At 53.8% G+C, this 18155-nt stretch carries 18 protein-coding genes; 9 read left to right on the forward strand and 9 right to left on the reverse strand.

Annotated elements, in window-relative coordinates; translation table 11 throughout:
- Positions 1–89 precede the first annotated feature (89 nt).
- Both BQ6873_RS00085 and BQ6873_RS00090 read left to right on the forward strand, forming a co-directional pair.
- Positions 90–1274: an acetyl-CoA C-acyltransferase gene (locus tag BQ6873_RS00085; protein WP_076590825.1), complete on the forward strand. Its 1185-nt coding sequence runs from the start codon at positions 90–92 to the stop codon at positions 1272–1274.
- 52 nt (positions 1275–1326) lie between these two features.
- The gene (locus BQ6873_RS00090; RefSeq protein WP_076590826.1) at positions 1327–1857 is read left to right on the forward strand and encodes a MarR family winged helix-turn-helix transcriptional regulator; all 531 of its coding nucleotides are present in this window, start codon (positions 1327–1329) and stop codon (positions 1855–1857) included.
- Positions 1858–1892: 35 nt separating this feature from the next.
- Here BQ6873_RS00090 and BQ6873_RS00095 read toward each other — a convergent pair whose 3' ends face one another.
- A complete protein-coding gene (locus BQ6873_RS00095) occupies positions 1893–2720 on the reverse strand; it encodes an SDR family NAD(P)-dependent oxidoreductase (RefSeq protein WP_076590827.1) in 828 nt (275 codons plus the stop codon).
- 113 nt (positions 2721–2833) lie between these two features.
- Here BQ6873_RS00095 and BQ6873_RS00100 point away from each other — a divergent pair, with 113 nt between their 5' ends.
- The 3 genes from BQ6873_RS00100 (at position 2834) to BQ6873_RS00110 (ending at position 6170) form a co-directional block, all read left to right on the forward strand.
- Positions 2834–4222 carry an acyl-CoA dehydrogenase family protein gene (locus BQ6873_RS00100; RefSeq protein WP_231949168.1) on the forward strand — a complete coding sequence of 463 codons (1389 nt, stop codon included), beginning with the start codon at positions 2834–2836 and terminating at the stop codon, positions 4220–4222.
- 110 nt (positions 4223–4332) lie between these two features.
- Entirely contained in the window at positions 4333–5385 is a 1053-nt protein-coding gene (locus BQ6873_RS00105) for a phosphotransferase family protein (protein WP_076593861.1), read from the forward strand.
- The gene (locus tag BQ6873_RS00110) at positions 5349–6170 is read left to right on the forward strand and encodes an SDR family NAD(P)-dependent oxidoreductase (protein ID WP_231949170.1); all 822 of its coding nucleotides are present in this window, start codon (positions 5349–5351) and stop codon (positions 6168–6170) included. Before BQ6873_RS00105 ends, BQ6873_RS00110 begins: the two co-directional genes overlap by 37 nt.
- Positions 6171–6177: 7 nt before the next feature.
- Here BQ6873_RS00110 and BQ6873_RS00115 read toward each other — a convergent pair whose 3' ends face one another.
- The gene (locus BQ6873_RS00115) at positions 6178–7110 is read right to left on the reverse strand and encodes an alpha/beta fold hydrolase (protein WP_083664340.1); all 933 of its coding nucleotides are present in this window, start codon (positions 7108–7110) and stop codon (positions 6178–6180) included.
- A gap of 182 nt (positions 7111–7292) precedes the next feature.
- On the opposite strand from BQ6873_RS00115, the gene BQ6873_RS00120 reads away from it, so the two are divergent.
- From BQ6873_RS00120 to BQ6873_RS00135, 4 genes are all read left to right on the forward strand, one after another.
- Complete coding sequence (locus tag BQ6873_RS00120) at positions 7293–8444, forward strand: thiolase (protein WP_076590829.1); 1152 nt, start codon at positions 7293–7295, stop codon at positions 8442–8444.
- Between the two features lie 17 nt (positions 8445–8461).
- Positions 8462–9253, forward strand: coding sequence for an enoyl-CoA hydratase-related protein (locus BQ6873_RS00125; RefSeq protein WP_076590830.1), 792 nt, complete (start codon positions 8462–8464; stop codon positions 9251–9253).
- On the forward strand, positions 9250–10278 hold the full coding sequence (locus tag BQ6873_RS00130) for an aldo/keto reductase (RefSeq protein WP_197685160.1): 1029 nt from the start codon (positions 9250–9252) through the stop codon (positions 10276–10278). Before BQ6873_RS00125 ends, BQ6873_RS00130 begins: the two co-directional genes overlap by 4 nt.
- A 114-nt stretch (positions 10279–10392) precedes the next feature.
- Positions 10393–11526, forward strand: coding sequence for an epoxide hydrolase family protein (locus BQ6873_RS00135; RefSeq protein WP_076590831.1), 1134 nt, complete (start codon positions 10393–10395; stop codon positions 11524–11526).
- Between the two features lie 63 nt (positions 11527–11589).
- Here the strand turns inward: BQ6873_RS00135 and BQ6873_RS00140 are convergent, their stop codons facing one another.
- The 7 genes from BQ6873_RS00140 to BQ6873_RS00170 form a co-directional block, all read right to left on the reverse strand.
- Positions 11590–12606 carry a zinc-dependent alcohol dehydrogenase gene (locus BQ6873_RS00140; RefSeq protein WP_076590832.1) on the reverse strand — a complete coding sequence of 339 codons (1017 nt, stop codon included), beginning with the start codon at positions 12604–12606 and terminating at the stop codon, positions 11590–11592.
- A gap of 128 nt (positions 12607–12734) precedes the next feature.
- Positions 12735–13553 (reverse strand): SDR family NAD(P)-dependent oxidoreductase, encoded by an 819-nt coding sequence (locus BQ6873_RS00145; protein WP_076590833.1) that lies wholly within the window; start codon positions 13551–13553, stop codon positions 12735–12737.
- Entirely contained in the window at positions 13553–13906 is a 354-nt protein-coding gene (locus tag BQ6873_RS00150; protein WP_076590834.1) for a hypothetical protein, read from the reverse strand. The genes BQ6873_RS00145 and BQ6873_RS00150 overlap by 1 nt, the downstream gene beginning before the upstream one ends.
- The gene (locus tag BQ6873_RS00155) at positions 13903–15492 is read right to left on the reverse strand and encodes a class I adenylate-forming enzyme family protein (RefSeq protein WP_076590835.1); all 1590 of its coding nucleotides are present in this window, start codon (positions 15490–15492) and stop codon (positions 13903–13905) included. The genes BQ6873_RS00150 and BQ6873_RS00155 overlap by 4 nt, the downstream gene beginning before the upstream one ends.
- Before the next feature lie 12 nt (positions 15493–15504).
- Positions 15505–16368 (reverse strand): MaoC/PaaZ C-terminal domain-containing protein, encoded by an 864-nt coding sequence (locus BQ6873_RS00160; protein ID WP_076590836.1) that lies wholly within the window; start codon positions 16366–16368, stop codon positions 15505–15507.
- A gap of 22 nt (positions 16369–16390) precedes the next feature.
- Positions 16391–17167 carry an enoyl-CoA hydratase/isomerase family protein gene (locus BQ6873_RS00165; RefSeq protein WP_076590837.1) on the reverse strand — a complete coding sequence of 259 codons (777 nt, stop codon included), beginning with the start codon at positions 17165–17167 and terminating at the stop codon, positions 16391–16393.
- Positions 17164–18153, reverse strand: coding sequence for an alpha/beta fold hydrolase (locus tag BQ6873_RS00170; RefSeq protein ID WP_076590838.1), 990 nt, complete (start codon positions 18151–18153; stop codon positions 17164–17166). The genes BQ6873_RS00165 and BQ6873_RS00170 overlap by 4 nt, the downstream gene beginning before the upstream one ends.
- Positions 18154–18155 lie beyond the last annotated feature (2 nt).

The raw sequence follows: 18155 nt of genomic DNA on the forward strand, positions 1-18155 counted from the left end.
GATGCGAGGCATCAAGAAGTATTGCACAGCTTTTTGTGGTGGCGCGATGGCGTTGCCCTAAACTTTTTTCAACCGAAAGAAAGTCATTTATGCGTGAAGCACTGATTGTATCCACCGCGCGAACACCGATTGCCAAAGCACATCGCGGCGCTCTTAACAATATCAAGTCGCCCACCATGACTGCGCACGCCATCAGTCATGCCGTGCAGCGTGCAGGTATTGATGGTGGGGAGGTGGAAGATGTAGTGATCGGTTGCTGCATGACAGCAGGAACTTCCGGCCGCAATCTGGCCAGAGCTGCTGCCTTGACCGCTGGATTGGGTGTAACAGTGGCAGGTTCGACAGTCGACCGCCAGTGCGCTTCTGGCTTGATGGCAATCGCAACCGCCGCCAAGCAGATCATTGTTGATGGCATGGAGATAGTGATAGGTGGCGGTTCGGAAAATGTCAGTGCATTGGCACCGAGTTATGGTGAATGGTCCTTGCGTGAAAAAGATCCGCGCCTGGTAGAGCAGGTGCCGCATGCGTATATGCAGATGATAGATACCGCCGAGTTTGTCGCCAATAAGTACAAGATCAGTCGCGAGGTTCAGGATCAGTTTTCGTTGATCTCACAGCAACGGATTGCAGCTGCGATGGCGGCTGGCCGCTTTGCAGATGAGATCGCACCGATCACGACGCAGATGAAAATCTTTGATAAGGACACAAAAGAAGTCAGTTATCGCGATACCACCTTATCCGTAGACGAATGTCCGCGCGCGAGTACCACCTTGGAAGGGTTGGCTGCGCTTCGTCCGGTTCTTGAAGGTGGTAGTGTGACGGCCGGGAATGCCAGCCAGTTGTCGGATGGTGCTTCGGCTTGTTTGATGATGGAAGCGAAGCTGGCCGAGCAGCGCGGTCTGACGCCGCTCGGCGCTTATCGCGGTTTGATGGTGTCGGGTTTGGCACCGGAGGAAATGGGGATAGGGCCTATCTATGCCATTCCAAAACTTCTATCCAAGCACGGGCTTAAGGTTGGTGATATTGGCCTGTGGGAGTTGAATGAGGCCTTTGCTTGTCAAGCCTTGTTTTGCCGCGATTACCTTGGTATCGATCCGGAATTATTCAACGTCAACGGCGGTTCGATTCCGTTAGGCCATCCTTTCGGCATGACTGGTTCGCGTTTAGTCGGGCATGCCTTGATCGAAGGTAAACGTCGTGGCGTCAAGCATGTCGTTGTCAGTATGTGCGTTGGCGGCGGTATGGGCGCGGCCGGTTTGTTCGAAGTTCTGTGATCTGATTGTCGCAGGTTGACAACATGCTGTCATGCTGGCAACCTGCGCAACTATGGAAAAAAAATTAACGACATCGACTGGTCGTCTGGTCGAACTCTTGGTGGACGAGACGTTGCGTCTGCGTGGACGTATCTTGTCGGCCTCGCGCGAAGCCAATGAGAAGCGTGGCCTGCAAAGCCATTCACAAGGTTTGATTTTGACTGCTGTCGTGCGGGCAAGTGAGCCGCCGACAGTCGCGAAGATTGCTCGTAGTCTCGGCCTGACGCGACAATCCGTACAACGTACCGCTAACGAACTGGCCGCAACTGGCCTGGTCATCTTCGAAGATAATCCGCATCATAAAAGAGCAAAGCAATTGGCGCCAACCAAGGCAGGCCTGAAGATGCATGCGCAAAATGCAGATTCTCAAGGCAAGTGGACGGATCGTGTTGGCACCGCGGTCAGTGCCGCGGATCTTGAGCATGCAGTAAACGTACTGCGTAAAGTGCGACGCTATCTTGAGCATCCTGAAGCAACGCACGAGGAGCTTGATGCGCCGCCAGAGAAAAGTACTGTAACTCGGCGCAAAATCAAGCAGACCTGAACGACAAGCGATCAAGTTTGCTTGAAGGATTGTTATTAAGCGCTTTCCACCCCAAACTTTTGCAACATTCCCTGCAAGCGTTCCTCTTCAGTAGTGGCATCGATATGTGGAAGCCCGTTGACTGCATTAGGATCGCAAGCACGTCGTAACGGACCCGGACGGAACATTTCATCGACCACATTGCGCGCTGCGATCTCTGGTGCTAGCGCATTGGTGCGTGCCGTTTCGGACATAGCAGCTTGCGATTGCGCCATCGGTCGATAAAGTTCATATTCGATTGCTTCCGGTGGTCGATGTGCGATGCCGGTGCGCAGCATGTCGGTATCGACTCCGCCGATCGGAATCTCGATCACACGCACACCGAATGGCGCCAGCTCGATACGCAAGCCTTCCGATAGCGCAGCCACCGCAACCTTGCTGGTGCGATAAATCGAATAAAAGGGCAACGGCACATACGCACCCAGCGATCCGATATTGCAGATCAGTCCGTGACCATGATTACGCAGTGCTGGTATGGCTCTACGTGTCAGATCGATCAAGCCAAAAAAATTGGTGTCAAAAGTCCTGCGCCACTCATCCATGCCTGCTTCCTCTATCGGCAGGTAAGGGCCGCGGTAACCAGCGTTGTTGACCAGTATGCGCAAGTCGGCTGGAGGTTGATAGTCGCCCAGCGCAGCCATATCCATGCGTTCAAGGACAAGTGTGCCGGGCAGGCTGCGCGCTTGTTCCAATAGATCGATTGCTGTATCAGGATTGCGTACGCCAGCAATCACGTCGAAGCCACGAGAGACTAATTCCAATGCAATTGCCTTGCCTAGACCGCGATTCGCACCGGTGACTAGCGCCTTGCCTTTCTTGTCCATATTTACCTTTCATGATTGGCCTGCAAGCGGCCGTCAGCAGTTGACCCGATGCGGGTAATATTGCACATAAATAATACATCGTCATTTTTAATTATTGACAGCATTCTGTCAATATGACATATTTGTGTCAATTGTTCGGTGGTTGTCGTGCCGGCTATTACAGCAATGACATTAACGTGCGGCGTAGCCGCCTCATCAAAATCAAGGAGATGATTCAAATGTGGGATTTTTCGACTGATGCTGAATTTCAAAAGAAGCTCGACTGGATCAAAGTGTTCGTTGAGGCCGAGTGCGAACCGCTGGACCGTTTGTTCCCAAGTGCAGGTGATTGCTATGACGTTGGCAACAAGAAAGCACGTGCCATTGCCAAGCCGCTGATGGAAGAAGTCAAACGTCAGGGATTGTGGGCTTGTCACCTTGGACCGGAACTGGGTGGTCAAGGTTATGGTCAGGTCAAGCTGGCCTTGATGAATGAAATTCTCGGTCGTTCGCTGTGGGCTCCGACAATTTTTGGTACTGCCGCTCCTGATACCGGCAATGCGGAAATCATCGCCATGTTTGGCACTGATGAACAAAAAAAGCGCTATTTGCAGCCTTTGCTGGATGGCGATATCGTCTCCTGTTATGCGATGACAGAGCCACAGGGCGGCGCCGATCCTGGTGTGTTCGAATGTAAGGCAGTGCGTGATGGCGATGAATGGGTCATCAGCGGCGAGAAATGGTTTGCATCGAATGCTCGCTATGCCGAATTTCTTATTGTGATGTGCGTTACCGACAAGAAAGCACCAATCTACAAAGGAGCATCGATGTTCCTGATGCCGACGAATACGCCTGGTATCAATATTTTGCGCAATACCGGCATACACGGTGAGCCTGGAGGTATAGGTTCGCACGGCTATATTCGTTTTGAGAATGTGCGTCTGCTAGCCGATGCCTTGCTGGGCGGCGAAGGCGAAGGCTTTGCTGTAGCGCAGGCGCGTCTGGGCGGTGGCCGTGTGCATCATGCGATGCGTACTGTCGGTCAGTGCCAGATCGCCATCGAAATGATGTGTGAACGCGCAGTCAGCCGTAGCACCAAAGGCAGCATGTTGGGCGACAAGCAAACTGTTCAGGGTTATCTCGCCGATTCATGGATAGAACTTAAACAATTCCGCTTACAAGTCTTGCAGACTGCCTGGTTGATTGACCAAGGCCACGATTACAAATCCAATCAAATTTCGATTGCCGGCATCAAGGTGATGGCTGCGAAAGTTTTCCACGACATCGTGCAACGCGCGATTCACATGCACGGCGCGCTTGGTGTATCTGACGAAATGCCGCTCGGTCATATGTGGTTGTACGCTGTGATGATGGGCATCATGGATGGCCCAACCGAAGTGCACAAGGCGACAGTTGCCAAGACGATGCTGAAAAATTACAAGCCTGCAGCGGGACTGTTCCCTAGCGCACATCTGATTCCACGCACACAGGCTGCTCGTCAGAAGTACGAAGGGCAGTATTGAAAACATACGTCAGGAAATCATGAAGCGCTGGCTATTGGCCGGGCTAACTGGAAGAGGCGAGCAGCGCCGCTTCTTCTCTCTTCATTTGAATTGATTGAAGGTGCATGCACATGACAGATTCTCTTTCGGATTTTGACGGCTTGCTCAATTGGCCATCCTTGCAAGACTGGGTGGCGACGCAGTCGTTACCGGGAACCGGACCGATCACTGCCGTGAATAAACTATCAGGCGGCTCGCAGAATAATATTTTCCTGCTCAGTAGAAAAGACGCTAGCTTCGTACTGCGCCGTCCGCCCAAGCATTTGCGGCCCAACAGTAACGAAACCATGTTGCGTGAAGCACGTGTTCTGGCGGCGCTGAAAGGCAGCGCTGTACCGCATCCGGAGTTTCATGCCGCTTGCGCTGATGAGTCTGTTATCGGCTCAGCGTTTTATGTGATGGCGGCCTTGGATGGTTTCATGCCGATAGGCGCTTTACCCGGTAACTACGCCACCGATCCGCAATGGCGTCGAGCGATGGGACCAGAAATGGTTAAAGCAGCAGCGGCATTGGCGGCGGTTGATTATCAAGCGGTTGGATTGTCCGATTTCGGCAAGCCTGATAATTGGCTGGAACGCCAGGTATCGCGCTGGCGCACGCAATTGGACGGTTATCGCGAGATGCCGAACTATCCTGGTTCTTCCTTACCGTACATTGATGAAGTAGGCGATTGGCTTGAACGTAATCGTCCGGAAAAAGCGCATATCGGCATCATTCATGGCGATCTGCAATTCGCCAATGTCATGTTTCGCAAGGATGAGCCACGCATGGCTGGATTGATCGATTGGGAGCTATCGACGTTAGGCGATCCCTTGCTTGATCTGGGCTGGATATTGACTAGCTGGACCGAGCCGGGCGATCCAGATATGGGGCGCAAACCAGCGGTAGAGCCGTGGGATGGTTTCGTCTCACGTGCCGATTTAATCAAGCAGTACGGCGAGATCAGCGGCCGTGATATGAGCGACATGCCCTGGTTCTTCGTGCTGGCTTGTTTCAAGCTGACCTGTCTGTTGGAAGGTACTTATGCGCGCGCTTGTGCTGGTAAGGCCTCGATGGAAATGGGAAATTTCTTGCACAACTACGCGCTGTGGCTGATGGCAAAAGCGCGGCAATTGATCGCATGAGTGCGGCCATCCAGTTTCGTGGGAAAACCGTGCTGGTTACCGGCGGCGCACGTGGCATAGGGCTCGCGTGCGGACGACGTTTTGCCGCTGCCGGTGCGAAAGTGGTGTTGGCCGATGTATTGAATGAAGCACAGGCACGCAGCGAAAACGATCTTGATTTCGTTGCTGCCTACATACAGGCAGATGCGGGCAATGCTGACGATATGCGCAATCTTGTCGCAACGACGATAGCGCAATGTGATGGCATCGATGTTTGCATTTGTGCTGCAGGTATCGGTGGTGCGCCAACACCATATTGGGAAATGGCCGACGACGATTTCGATCGCGTACTGGGTGTCAATCTGCGTGGTCCATTTGTACTCGGCAAGCTGGTCGGAAAACATATGCAGGAGAGCGGACGACATGGCTCCATCATTCATGTGTCTTCGGTTGGTGGCCAGTTGGCCGTCGATATGCAGGCGGCTTATTGCGTGAGCAAGGCCGGTCTAGATATGCTGACCAAAGTGATGGCGGTTGCATTAGCTTCGTATGGTATACGCGTCAACGCGGTCGGACCCGGCCCGGTTGATACGCAGATGACGGCGGGTTTGCGTCAGCATCCTGCCGTCATGAAGCAGGTCTTGTCACGTACGCCGTTGGGTCGTTTTGGCACGGTGGAAGAAATGGCTGGTACTGTGTTTTTTCTGGCGAGTGCAGATGCCGGTTTCATCACGGGTCAGACGGTGTACGCCGATGGCGGTCGTCTGGCGCTGAACTATATGATGCCGGATCAGACTGAGAAGTAAGTCGAAATCAGATCGGCTGAGCTTCTTGTTTGTGCGCTGCTAGCAGTGCACGCAGGATGCCAATCACGGTAATCGGTTGGTCCAGCATGAGATGATGCTGTCCGCCGGGAACAACGATAGGGCCGCGTACATCTTGCAGGGCATCGATGATGCGAGCAGCATGCTCTGGCGTGACCAGCGCGCTGCGTTCTCCACATAAATAATCGACCGGTGTTGTGACGCGAGCCAGCATTTCGCCGCCATCGCACAGGTGCGAATCTTGTGCCTGCAAGCGGGTATCGAATTTCCAGCGATAGCCACCTTCGACGGCTCGGATGGAATGATGGGCAATGTAGTCGAGGACGTATTCCTGTGGCGGTGACTGTTCTGGCAGCAGGCGATAGCGCTTTCTTGCAGAAGCTGCATCCGCATACAAACGGCCAGTAATTGGCGCAGGGTCAGTCGGCAGATTCACATTCTCAAAAATCACAAAGGTATCCATGATCACCAATCGGGCGAACAGCTCTGGTCGCTGCGAGGTGGCGCGGAAACTGCACAGACCGCCGTAACTGTGTGCAACCACCGTTATCGGTGATATTTCAGGTGTTGTTGATTTCGATAAAACTTCTGCCAAAGCAATGATGTCGTCCGACATGGTGAAGGGCGTATAACTATCACGCCAGCCACTGTCACCCATGCCCGACATGTCCATCGCCATGACGCGATGCGTCTGTGTGAAGAAGGGCGCAATAAATCCCCACCAACGTGCATGAGCACGAAAGCCGTGCACGAACAACAGCACCGGTTTATGAATTTCTTCCGGATTCCATGTCAGGTAATGCAGGCGATTGCCGTTCGCTTCTATATAGCAGGAGCGCGGTGTCTGCGCGATTGCCGAGCGGAACCAGTCGGGAGCAAAGTCATCAGCCTTGGATATGAATGGGGCAGGAGCGAGCGTCATGAAGATCCTTTTCTGAAAAAACTGATATTCGGGGAAGCTTGTTGTGTTTGTTCTGTTTCTGTTTTGCGGCTTCCCTTGTCTTGCCTCTTTTCGGGTACTGAGCTAGAGTAGCATAAAACTGAATGTATGTTAGTTATTGACTTGCATGGATTCCCGACTGGCTATATTTTGATGGGCCTCAAATGGAACGATTTCCGCGCGGTCGCAGCGCAATTGTTGGAGCGGCAACTTACGGCATCGGCGAATCGCCGGGGCTGAAATCACTGGATCTGGCATCGCGTGCTGCTTTGCTGGCATTGGATGACGCCGGTTTGAAGTTGAGCGATGTCGATGCCTTGTTCGTCTGTACACCGGATGATGCCTTGTCCGGCCTAAGTGCTGCCGAATATCTCGGCATCTCGCCACGCTTCACCGAAAACAATCGTACCGGTGGTTCTGCCTTCCATTCGCATGCCATCGTTGCAGCGATGATGCTGGATGCCGGTTACTGCGACACAGCCTTGATCATGTACGGCAGCAATCAGCGTACGGGAGCTGGCGGTCTGGTATCGATGCGTGTCGCATCGCCTTATGAAAAGCCTTACAAACCTCTGACTCCATTGTCTTCGTATGCGTTGGCAGCGGCGCGTCATATGCATGAATATGGCACCACGCGTGAACAATTGGCAGAAGTCGCCGTGGCTGCGCGCAAATGGGCCAACCTTAATCCGGATGCTTACGCAAAAGGGGAATTGAGTATTGAAGATTGTCTCAAGGCGCGACTGGTTTCTGATCCTTTGGGTGTACGTGATTGCTGTTTGGTAACCGATGGCGCGGCGGCGATTGTGATGACGCGTGCCGATCGAGCGCGCACTTTGCATGCGCAACCGATATATCTGCTCGGCGCGGCGGCCGCAACCTGGTATTCCGGTGTTGATCAGGCGCAGGACCTGACTACGACTGCTGCGGCTGAGTCGGGCAAGCGTGCCTTCAATATTGCTGGTTTCGAACCAAAAGATATCGATGTCGTGCAGCTGTATGACGCCTTCACCATCAACACTATTTTGTTTCTGGAAGATTTGGGTTTCTGTCCCAAAGGTGAGGGCGGACGTTTCGTTCAGGATGTTGGTATTGGGCCGGACGGCGTGTTGCCAGTCAATACGAATGGTGGTGGCCTGTCCTGCTGCCATCCCGGTATGTACGGTTTATTCACCATGGTGGAATCTTGCGTTCAGTTGCGCGGGCAAGGTGGCGCACGTCAGGTGAACAATGCCAATCTGGCGCTGGCGCACGCCAACGGCGGCACTTTGTCGAGCCAGGCCACGATGATTCTGGGCAGCGCTGCAACACTATAAAAATAGAAGGAGATCAGATGGAATTTCTACAAATTGATATCAGTGAGCGCATCGCCACGGTGACGCTCAATCGTCCGCCGGTCAATGCGTTGACAGCCGACATGTTTCGAGAAATTACCGAAACCTTCAATGCCCTGGGTCGTTCCAAAGAGGCCAGCGTGATTGTCTTCACCGCACCGGGCGACAAACTTTTCTGCGCCGGCGTTGATCTGAAGGATTCTGCGCGTCGTCATGCACGCGAATTAATAGAAAGCGATACGGTTGTTGATCTACTCGATCCAGGTGCCGCGCCGCGCGATTGTTTCAATGCAGTGCTGGATTGTCCGCTGCCCGTGATCGCCGCTGTCAATGGCAAGGCTATCGGTGCCGGACTAGTGCTGATCGCTTGCTGCGATATTGTTATTGCATCGCACAATGCGTCGTTCTCGGTGCCGGAAATCAAAGCTGGTGTACTGGGTGGTGCACGTCATCTGCAACGACTGGTCGGCACGCATAAGACACGCATGATGTATCTCACCGGTGAGCCGGTTTCTGCCGAAGAGTTTTATCGGCTCGGCGCGGTAGAGTCCATCGTCGCACCGGATCAGTTGCAGCAGGCAGCGCGCGCGCTGGCAATGAAGATCGCGCAGCACAGTCCGCTCGGCCTGCGTCTGGGCAAGGAAGCCATGAATCGCGTCGAAGATATGGCGCTCAAGGATGGTTATCGTCTAGAACAGGATTACACCGGCCGTGTCACACGCTACAAAGATTCGCAGGAAGCGCGTAATGCCTATATGGAAAAACGCGAGCCAAACTGGACTTGGTCATGATGCGTTATCGCTTGCTGGGGCGTTCCGGCTTGCGCGTGTCGGAACTGGCTTATGGCGTGATGAACTTCGGTATGAAAGCCTGGGGCACACCTGATGCAGGCATGTGTGCGGAGTTGTATCGCACCTATCGCGACGCAGGTGGAAACTTTCTTGATACCGCCAATGAAGTCTATGCCAACGGCCGCTCGGAAGAATTTTTAGGAAAACTGGTCACCGGTCACCGGGAAGAAGTGGTGATCGGGAGCAAATACAGCTTGCACGTTCCCGGTACGCAAAACGCCAACCTCGCAGGCAATCATCGCAAGAGCATGATGCATTCGGTCGAGCGTAGTTTGAAGCGGCTGGGTACCGACTATTTGGATTTGTTGTGGATGCATGGTTGGGATGGCATTACGCCAGTCGATGAAGTCATGCGTGGCTTTGAGGATTTGGTCAGGCAGGGCAAGGTATTGCATGTTGGTGTTTCCAACACACCCGCGTGGGTGATTGCGCAGGCGAACACCTTGGCCGATTTTCGTGGCTGGACGCCGTTTGTTGGTTTGCAGGTTGAATACAACCTGGCTGAACGCGATGTCGAGCACGAGTTATTGCCGATGGCACGTAGTCTCGGTCTGGGCGTACTGGCTTATTCGCCACTGGCATCGGGCATCCTCAGCGGCAAGTACAACAAGGAGGTCGATGTCGGCCAACGTCGTCTTGATGTCAGCAAGATCATGAAGACAGTCGATCAGCGCTCGCTGGCAGTCACAGATGCCCTCATGCGAGTCGCCGAAGAAATCGGGCGGCCGCCGTCGCAAGTCGCACTCAACTGGCTGCGTCGTCAGCAAGGGGTGATTCCATTAGTGGGCGCGCGCACCGTGACACAGTTGCAGGATAATCTGGGCTGTCTCGAATTCAGTATCGACGATGCACACATGATGGTGCTGGATCAAGCCAGCGCGCGTGAGCAACCTTATCCGCAGCGCTTTATTGCTCAGACGCGGGCCGTGACTTCTGGTGGTTATCACGATCTGATCGATTACTAATATCGTGAAGCGGGCAGGTATCATCCGCGATAATGAGGAAATAAAATTAGTCGAGAAATTTCAATTGGCAATCGAAACAAGAACAACGATAACAACTAAACCAAGGAGAGCAATGTGATTGATTTCAAGGTCGAATGGTCGGAAGCAGAGGTCGCCCGTGTTCTGCAACGCGTCAAGGACTGTCGCTTGCCACCAGCTTTACCTGGCATGGGATGGAATCTCGGTTGCGATGCGGAATTCTTGAATAAGATTCAGAAATATTGGGTCGATACCTATGACTGGCGCGCTGCTGTTGCGACCTTAAATCGCTACCCACAATTCAAGGCTGAAGTCGACGGACTTGACATTCATTTCGTCCATGTCGTCGGTGAAGCACAAGGACGTCGTCCCTTGCTGCTGACACATGGCTGGCCGGGCTCGCATTTCGAATTTTGGGATTCCATCGATGCATTGGCTTATCCGTCACGTCATGGCGGTCGTGCGGAAGATGCCTTCGATTTGATTATCCCGAGCTTGCCGGGTTTTGGCTTCAGCGGTAAACCGCAAAAGATTATCAGTCAACGTGCTACTGCCGTACTGTGGAATAAGTTGATGACTGAAGTGCTGGGATATAAGCGCTATCGCGCGCAGGGTGGCGACTGGGGCGCAATCGTTACTTCCTGGCTGGGGCTCGATCATGGCAATGCCGTGGAAGCGATCCATCTCAATATGCTGGGTTTTCGCAGCATGGACCCGCCGCAGAATGAGGCGGAGCAAGTCTGGGCCAAACAATCAGAAATGGCACGCGGAAAACTGGGCGGCTATGCTGCCTTGCAGATGACCAAGCCGCAATCGCTGGCCTGGGCTGTTGCCGACAATCCTTTGGGGCAGGCGGCGTGGATACTGGAGCGGTTTCACGATTGGTCGGATCTGCGTCAACGCAGTTTTGAAGAAGTTTTCAGCATGGATCACTTGCTGACCAATATCATGATCTATGTCATGACGGGCAGTTTCGCTTCTGCCGCATGTTATTACCCTGGCGTTGCCATCGATGGTTTTGGACTATTGCCACATGGGCAGCGTTGCCAGACACCGACAGCGTATGCGGATTTTTCCGGCGACGCATCGCAGCCATCGCCACCGCGCAGCAGAGTCGAGCTTACATATGATGTGAAGCGCTGGTCGACTGCACCGGAAGGTGGTCATTTTGCGGCGATGGAAGCACCGGCCTGGTTTGTTGAAGATGTAAGGGCATGGGCAAAAAACTGATCTTATCTGTTGGTAAATAAAAAGGGCGCCGGAATACAGCGCCCTTTTTTACATCGGTGAAGACTAAAGCATCACAATGACCTTGGCCGATTGCTTGGCATTTTGCGCCGTCTTGAATGCCTGATCGAATTCATTGAACGCAAATACATGGCTGATCATTGGTTCCATATCTATGGATGTATCGTCCAGCATATCCAGTACTTCACGGAATTCGGTCGGATAGGATAGCGAGCCGCACAAGCTCAGTTCCTTGGTCATCAGCTGAACGACATCCAGCGGTACGACATCCTTGTGACGCGCCAGTATGACGATGCGTGCACGGTCTTTGGCCATGATGACGGTTTCTTGCAGCAAGGGACCGTGGCCAGCGCAGTCGACGTACAGTTCGCAATCTACCAGCGGTTCGCCGGACACGATGCGTGGTACGGTGCCGTAGAATTTTTCCAGTTCTGCGCGGACGTCGGCCTTGGTCGGATTGATGGTGAATTCTGCACCTAGCTGGCGAGCACGTTCCAGACGTTCATCGACGACATCGATGGCGACGATTTTTTTTGCGCCGCGATACTTCAATGCGGAGATCGCTCCCAATCCGATCGGGCCTGCACCCAGCACAACAGCGCGATCACCTGGTTGAATCTTTCCAAGATTGAGACCGTGCATGCCGACTGCGATTGGTTCCGTCAACACTGCGCGTTTGAATGAAAGATCTTCGCTGATGGGGAAGATGGAGTCGCCCAGTTTGGCTTTACGCACCAGCAGATATTCGGCAAAGCCGCCATGTTCGGTGTCGCCGGTACCGATGCGATTACCATCCTTCATCGGATGTACTACGACGCGCTGGCCTAGCTTCAAGCCCTGTACCTCGGCACCAATTTCATCGATGGTGCCGGCCAGCTCATGTCCCAGTGGCATCGCTTGCCCGTTGGGTTTGCCGATGTAGCCGAGATGGGCGAAGTTGAGATCGCTGCCACAAATGCCGAAGGCAGCCACTTTGATCACGACATCTTGCGGACCTGCGCTGGGTCTGCTGACATCTGCGATGCGCAGATCGTTTTGTCCATACAGTCTTACCTGTTTCATTGCTATCTCCATTATTGTTGAGCGGGAGCATGCGGCATTTCCCGATTATCGTTCAATGATCCTTTATTTGTGCAGCGGCGATAGGGATAAACTTTATATCTATCCTGCGAGCAATATTTCACTGCAATTCATCCGTGATACAGATTCCACTCTCCCGTTGTCGGTGATCGTGTCCAGCCACTGGAGGCAAGGGCGCCACCATCTACGGGAATCGTCAAGCCGTTCAGATAAGACGCCATGCCGGATGCAAGGAAGACGATGACGTTTCCTATTTCATCGGTAGAACCCAAGCGCGCCAGCGGAATGTAACGATCACGCGCTGCGTTCATCTCGGCGCTGGCCAGATCGAAGTAGGGGCTAAGCCCGGGCGTTTTTATCATGTCGGGCGCCAGTGCATGGACGTGGATGTCGTGATTCGCCAGTTCCAGTGACATGGATTTTGTAAAACTGACCATGCCTGCCTTGCATGCTGCGTAGACCGCATAGCCGGGTGCGGCGCGTAGTGCTTCGCTACTGGCGATGTTGATGATGGTGCCGCCATTACCTGCGCTGATCATGGCACCGGCAGCGGCCTGCGTTGCCGTCAACATGCTGATGAAATTAAGGTCGATATGTTTGCGCCAACTGCGTTCACTCTGTTCGAGAAAGGAAACTCTGCGGGAGCCACCGGCATTGTTGACGAGAATGTCGAGTCGACCAAAATGTGTTGCAGTTTGTTTGACGGCGGAATCGATCTGCTCGGTATGCATGACGTCGGTTGGAATATAAATAGCCTTGCGACCAAGCGCACGCACGGCCGCGGCTACGCGCTCGCCGTTTTTTGCATCATTGTCTGCAATGGCAATGTCGCCGCCGTAGCGGGCGATGTTCATGGCGGCACCTTCGCCTATGCCATTGGCTCCGCCTGTGATGAAGGCAACTTTGCCGTCGAGGCGAATAGCGTTCATTACGCTGTTTCCTTGCGCGTGATGGGCGCGCCCAGCGGCAATAAATGAAAGACTGCAGCGCTGGATGGATCCGCTGCATCGGACGGCGGTAGTTTGCCGGCTTGCATCAGGGCATTCATGCGTTGCAGATAAGCGCCCATATCGTTGGTCTCTATCGTGTACAAGGTGGAAAAGCGCCAGGTAGGGATGCCGTCGGGGGCAAAGTATTGCGTGACGCCAAAGCGCTGGGCAGAGAGCACTTCCGGCTGATGCTCCATGATGTCAGGAATATGACGATGGTCGTAATAGTCGTTGTACTCGGCTTCTCTACCGGCTTTGCAATCACTGATGACGAGAATAAATTGCTGGCTCATACACTCTCCTGTCTTGATGTTGCTACGTTAGAAAACTGTTCGCGCAATTTGAATTTCAATACCTTGTTGAAGGTTTCATTGCGCGGGAGCAGATCCACGATCTCCAATTGTTCTGGAATTTTTTGTCGCATCATGCCGGCCTCTTTGAAGTAAGCGGTCATTTCTTCAAAGGTCAGTGTTTGCTTGGGATCGTGCAATTCAATGACGGCGCACACACGTTCGCCGCGTTCCTGATCGGGTAAGCCGATGACTGCAGCGGCACGTACCTTGGCATGAGAAAAAAGCAGGTCTTCGATTTCTCGCGCCGAGACATTTTCACCCTTGCGTATGATGACGTCCTTGAGCCGTCCCGTAATGGCGAGATGTCCATCGGCACGCAACATGCCCAGATCACCAGTATGGAAATAGCCATCGGCATCGAAGGCTACCTTCGTCAGATCTGCGTTGGTATAGCCCTGGAATACGGTAGCGCCCTTGACGCAAATTTCGCCCGACTCGCCAGCATTTACCGGCGAGCCATCCAGGCGAACGATACGAATCTCAACACCTTCTACCGGGAGACCGTCGCTATAGGCCAGTTGCTCATCACTATGCGAGGGTGAGGCGCCAGCGATCATCGGCGCTTCCGTCATGCCGTAGCTGTGTGCAATTCGGCAATGCAATTCACTTTTCACCTGGAAGAATAATTCGGGTGGTTTTGGTGCGCCGCCGCCGGACAGCAAGGCAAGTTGTGGCGTTACAGGTATATCAGGCTGCTTGCGTTGCTCACCCAGGAAGGCTTGATAGTGCGCGGTACTGCCACCGCTGGTAGTCACGCCGTAACGGTGAAACAGCGCCATCGCCTCAACTGCAACAAACTTCGGTACAACCAGCGCCGACATGCCGACGCATAACAGCACGATGACATACATGGAACCGCCCACGTGTGCATACGGAAAAACGATGGAACCGATATCTTGCGGTTTTACCGCGAGAGCTGAGGCCAGAGCGCGGCCACTGGCGATCAGCGATGCATCGGTATGACAGACACCTTTGGGATCAGATGTAGTACCTGAGGTGTAATAGATCCAGCGCGCTATATTGTCCGCTGATGGCGGAGGTAATACGGTGGAGGTTGTATCAGTATCGCCGAGATGAATATCAACGGTAATGATTTGTGGCGGCGAGTCCAGTTCGCGACATGCCGCTGTAGCAAGTTCCTGATAGTCGCGTTCACCGGCGCGTGCAATTGGTATCAGATAAAAGGCCGAACGATTTTGTTTGAGTATGATCGCGACCTCTTTCTTGCCGTAGAGATGGATCACCGGATTCTGTATTGCACCCAGTCGTGCCAATGCTAGTGAAACGAAAATTGTCTCGATGCGCGATGGCAATTGCCAGGTGACTTGGGTGCCTGGTTCTATGCCCAGTCGCAGCAGCGCGGCAGCAAAGCGTTCAACCTGTACAACTACTTCGCTGAAATTCCACGTTCTGCCATCCATCGCTTCATCGCCTGCATCGATCAGCATAGGGGCTGCAGGTGTCAGGCGTGCACGCTGCAGCAACAGATCCCATAGCGTCGTTGCGTTCAATAGAGATCTGTTCATGGCGATGCGTGCTTATCTTGCGAGCAATGTGATCTTGCCGTTGTTGATCGCAAGAATATTGCGTTCGACGGCATGGACGGTAAAGCTGAGTACATCGCCGTCGCGCCAGATATCGGTACGGAATGTTTCGCCCGGATAGACTGGCGCGGTGAAGCGGCCGAAGATAGAGGCGATGCTTGCCGCGTCGTAACCACAGGCGCTTTTCAGGACGGCATGCACGGCTATGCCCCAGGTGGCGAGACCATGCAATATCGGTTTTTCGAAGCCGGCTTTGCGGGCTACTTCCGGGTCAGCATGCAAGGGATTCCAGTCGCCATTGAGTCGATACAGCAGTGCTGCATTCGGCTGGGTATGCAACACGCAGGAATAATCCGCAGGCCGGTTCGGTATCGCATGCGGTGGTACGGATGGCTTTACGGGGCCGCCGAAGCCACCATCTGCGCGCGCCAACATGGTTTGGCTGATGGTACAGAGCGCATCACCACTATCGCGTTCGTAGATCTTGCGTTCGTAGCTGATCAGTGCACCTTTTTCAGCGCCTTTGTCGATGATGTCGACCACGCGTGATTTACCGATGACATGCGCTTCTGGTGGCAAGGGTTTGTGCAGAACCAGCCCTTGTTCTGCGTGTACGATCTTGACCCAGTTCAAGCCAGTGTCTAGCGTGCGTGGCCAATAACCGGGATGCGCCAGCACGACGCCCATGCTCGGTACAGCCTGCAATATCGGCTCGAACACATAAGGTAGCTGTGCAGTATCCATAGGATCGGAGCCATAACCCAGACTGAGCGCATACAGCATTGCATCTTTGCGACTGTAACTTTGCTGTGTATCCGGGATATGCAGCGCCAGCAGTTTCTCGTAATCGATAGCCATGAATATAGTCCTTGCGATGGGATCAGACGCCCTTGAAGACTGGCGGACGTTTTCCCAGGAAGGCGGCGACGGCTTCCTTGTGGTCGGCAGTCAGATATAGCGCGGCCTGGTTGTCGACTTCGTTGCGCAGGGCATCTTCTAAAGTTTCCACACCCTTGGCATAGGCCGACTTGACCAACGCTATTGATAATGGTGCACCGACACTGAAGCTTTGCGCGACTTCCAATGCGGAGCTCATCAACGCATCCGGTTCGACTAATTGATCGATCAATCCAAGTTGCTTGGCTTCCGCAGCAGTCACCACACGGGCAGTAGCGAACATGCGCTTTGCTTCAGCGATGCCGATACGGCGTGGCAGCGTCCACATCAGACCGAGATCGGGAATCAGACCGACCTTGGCAAAGGATGAAACATACTTGGCACTGTTGGAGGAGACAACATAGTCTGCAGCGGCGGCCAGCGACAGACCGGCACCAGCGGCATAACCTTCGACGGCGGCAATGACCGGCTTGGCACCGCCGATAATGGCGCGTACCACGCGGTGTCCGATTTCCATACGCGTGCGTCCTATCATCAGTGGGCGCTCGGCTGCCATACCGGAGATATCACCGCCGGAGCAGAAGTGACCTTCAGCCCCTGTCAGCACGATGGCGCGGCAATCAGGATTGCGGTCAAGTTCATAGAGTTTTTCGGCCAGCAAGGCAAGCATGTCCCATGAGAGTGCATTACGGGTTTTGATATTGTTGAGCGTGACGATGGCAACCGTGCCGCTCATGGCGACTTGTACTAGTGGGTTCATGAAAGCTTCCTTGACTGTTGAGATGAATCGGTTGTGAGAGGGTGACTGCCAACATCAGCCAGCAATGCGCGCAGGGTGCTGATCAGTGCCAGCGGTTGATCCAGCATCAGATGATGTTGTCCTTGCGGGATCGCGATAGGACCGCGGACAGTTGCCGCACGTGGAGCGGCGCGCAGTTCTTTTACCGTGCGTGCGGCACGTTCCGCGCTGACAACAGTGCTGTATTCGCCGCAGATATAGTCGACTGGTGTGCGTATCCAGGAGAGCATGCCTTCGCCATCTTGTTCACGGTAGCCGGTGGCTGGCATGTCTGGATCGAATTTCCAGCGCCATCCGCCATCCACTTTGCGCAAGGCATGACGGGCGATGTGATCGACCAGAAATGCTAATGCGGCAGGCTGTTCCGGCATCAAGTGGTAACGTGCGCAGGCTTCATTGAAGTCGGAAAAGGTGCGCGTGCCCAGCAATTTGTGCGGCATTGATGGAGGTGTATCGCCAGAGAACAGGATGTAACTATCGATGACGACTGCATGCTGAAAAAGATCCGGTCGTTCCGCGCAGGCGCGCAAGAGGCGTGAACCACCGTAGCTGTGGCCGACGCCAATAACGGGTCCGATATCGAGCGCTTCAATCAGGCCGGTAATGTCAGCGGCGAATGTATCGAGGTCGTACTGTGTGCGATGCCCGCTATCGCCCATACCAGAAAAGTCCATTGCCAGCACGCGATAGTTGTCGGTAAAAAATGGCGCGATGAAATCCCACCAGTGCGCATGAGCACGAAATCCATGGAGAAAAAGCAGGACGGGCTTGGCTGTATCTTCTTTGCTCTCGGTATCATCCGACTGCCACGAAAGGTAATGTAGCTCGATGCCATCGACTTCTACTTTTGCCGATATGCCGGGCTGACGATTGGCCGTTCGATACCACTGCGGCAAAGACGCATCCTCTATGGCAGCAGGAATGACGTCGGAGAGTGCATGTGACATGA

Source organism: Herminiimonas arsenitoxidans, from assembly GCF_900130075.1.
Lineage (GTDB): Bacteria > Pseudomonadota > Gammaproteobacteria > Burkholderiales > Burkholderiaceae_D > Oxalicibacterium > Oxalicibacterium arsenitoxidans.

What these genes read in the sequence shown, in the direction of transcription:
- BQ6873_RS00085 (WP_076590825.1), top strand. Translation starts at nt 90, where the DNA reads ATGCGTGAAGCACTGATTGTATCCACCGCGCGAACACCGATTGCCAAA.
- BQ6873_RS00090 (WP_076590826.1), top strand. Translation starts at nt 1,327, where the DNA reads ATGGAAAAAAAATTAACGACATCGACTGGTCGTCTGGTCGAACTCTTG.
- BQ6873_RS00095 (WP_076590827.1), bottom strand. Translation starts at nt 2,720, where the DNA reads ATGGACAAGAAAGGCAAGGCGCTAGTCACCGGTGCGAATCGCGGTCTA.
- BQ6873_RS00100 (WP_231949168.1), top strand. Translation starts at nt 2,834, where the DNA reads ATGACATATTTGTGTCAATTGTTCGGTGGTTGTCGTGCCGGCTATTAC.
- BQ6873_RS00105 (WP_076593861.1), top strand. Translation starts at nt 4,333, where the DNA reads ATGACAGATTCTCTTTCGGATTTTGACGGCTTGCTCAATTGGCCATCC.
- BQ6873_RS00115 (WP_083664340.1), bottom strand. Translation starts at nt 7,110, where the DNA reads ATGACGCTCGCTCCTGCCCCATTCATATCCAAGGCTGATGACTTTGCT.
- BQ6873_RS00120 (WP_076590829.1), top strand. Translation starts at nt 7,293, where the DNA reads ATGGAACGATTTCCGCGCGGTCGCAGCGCAATTGTTGGAGCGGCAACT.
- BQ6873_RS00125 (WP_076590830.1), top strand. Translation starts at nt 8,462, where the DNA reads ATGGAATTTCTACAAATTGATATCAGTGAGCGCATCGCCACGGTGACG.
- BQ6873_RS00130 (WP_197685160.1), top strand. Translation starts at nt 9,250, where the DNA reads ATGATGCGTTATCGCTTGCTGGGGCGTTCCGGCTTGCGCGTGTCGGAA.
- BQ6873_RS00140 (WP_076590832.1), bottom strand. Translation starts at nt 12,606, where the DNA reads ATGAAACAGGTAAGACTGTATGGACAAAACGATCTGCGCATCGCAGAT.
- BQ6873_RS00145 (WP_076590833.1), bottom strand. Translation starts at nt 13,553, where the DNA reads ATGAACGCTATTCGCCTCGACGGCAAAGTTGCCTTCATCACAGGCGGA.
- BQ6873_RS00150 (WP_076590834.1), bottom strand. Translation starts at nt 13,906, where the DNA reads ATGAGCCAGCAATTTATTCTCGTCATCAGTGATTGCAAAGCCGGTAGA.
- BQ6873_RS00155 (WP_076590835.1), bottom strand. Translation starts at nt 15,492, where the DNA reads ATGAACAGATCTCTATTGAACGCAACGACGCTATGGGATCTGTTGCTG.
- BQ6873_RS00160 (WP_076590836.1), bottom strand. Translation starts at nt 16,368, where the DNA reads ATGGCTATCGATTACGAGAAACTGCTGGCGCTGCATATCCCGGATACA.
- BQ6873_RS00165 (WP_076590837.1), bottom strand. Translation starts at nt 17,167, where the DNA reads ATGAACCCACTAGTACAAGTCGCCATGAGCGGCACGGTTGCCATCGTC.
- BQ6873_RS00170 (WP_076590838.1), bottom strand. Translation starts at nt 18,153, where the DNA reads ATGTCACATGCACTCTCCGACGTCATTCCTGCTGCCATAGAGGATGCG.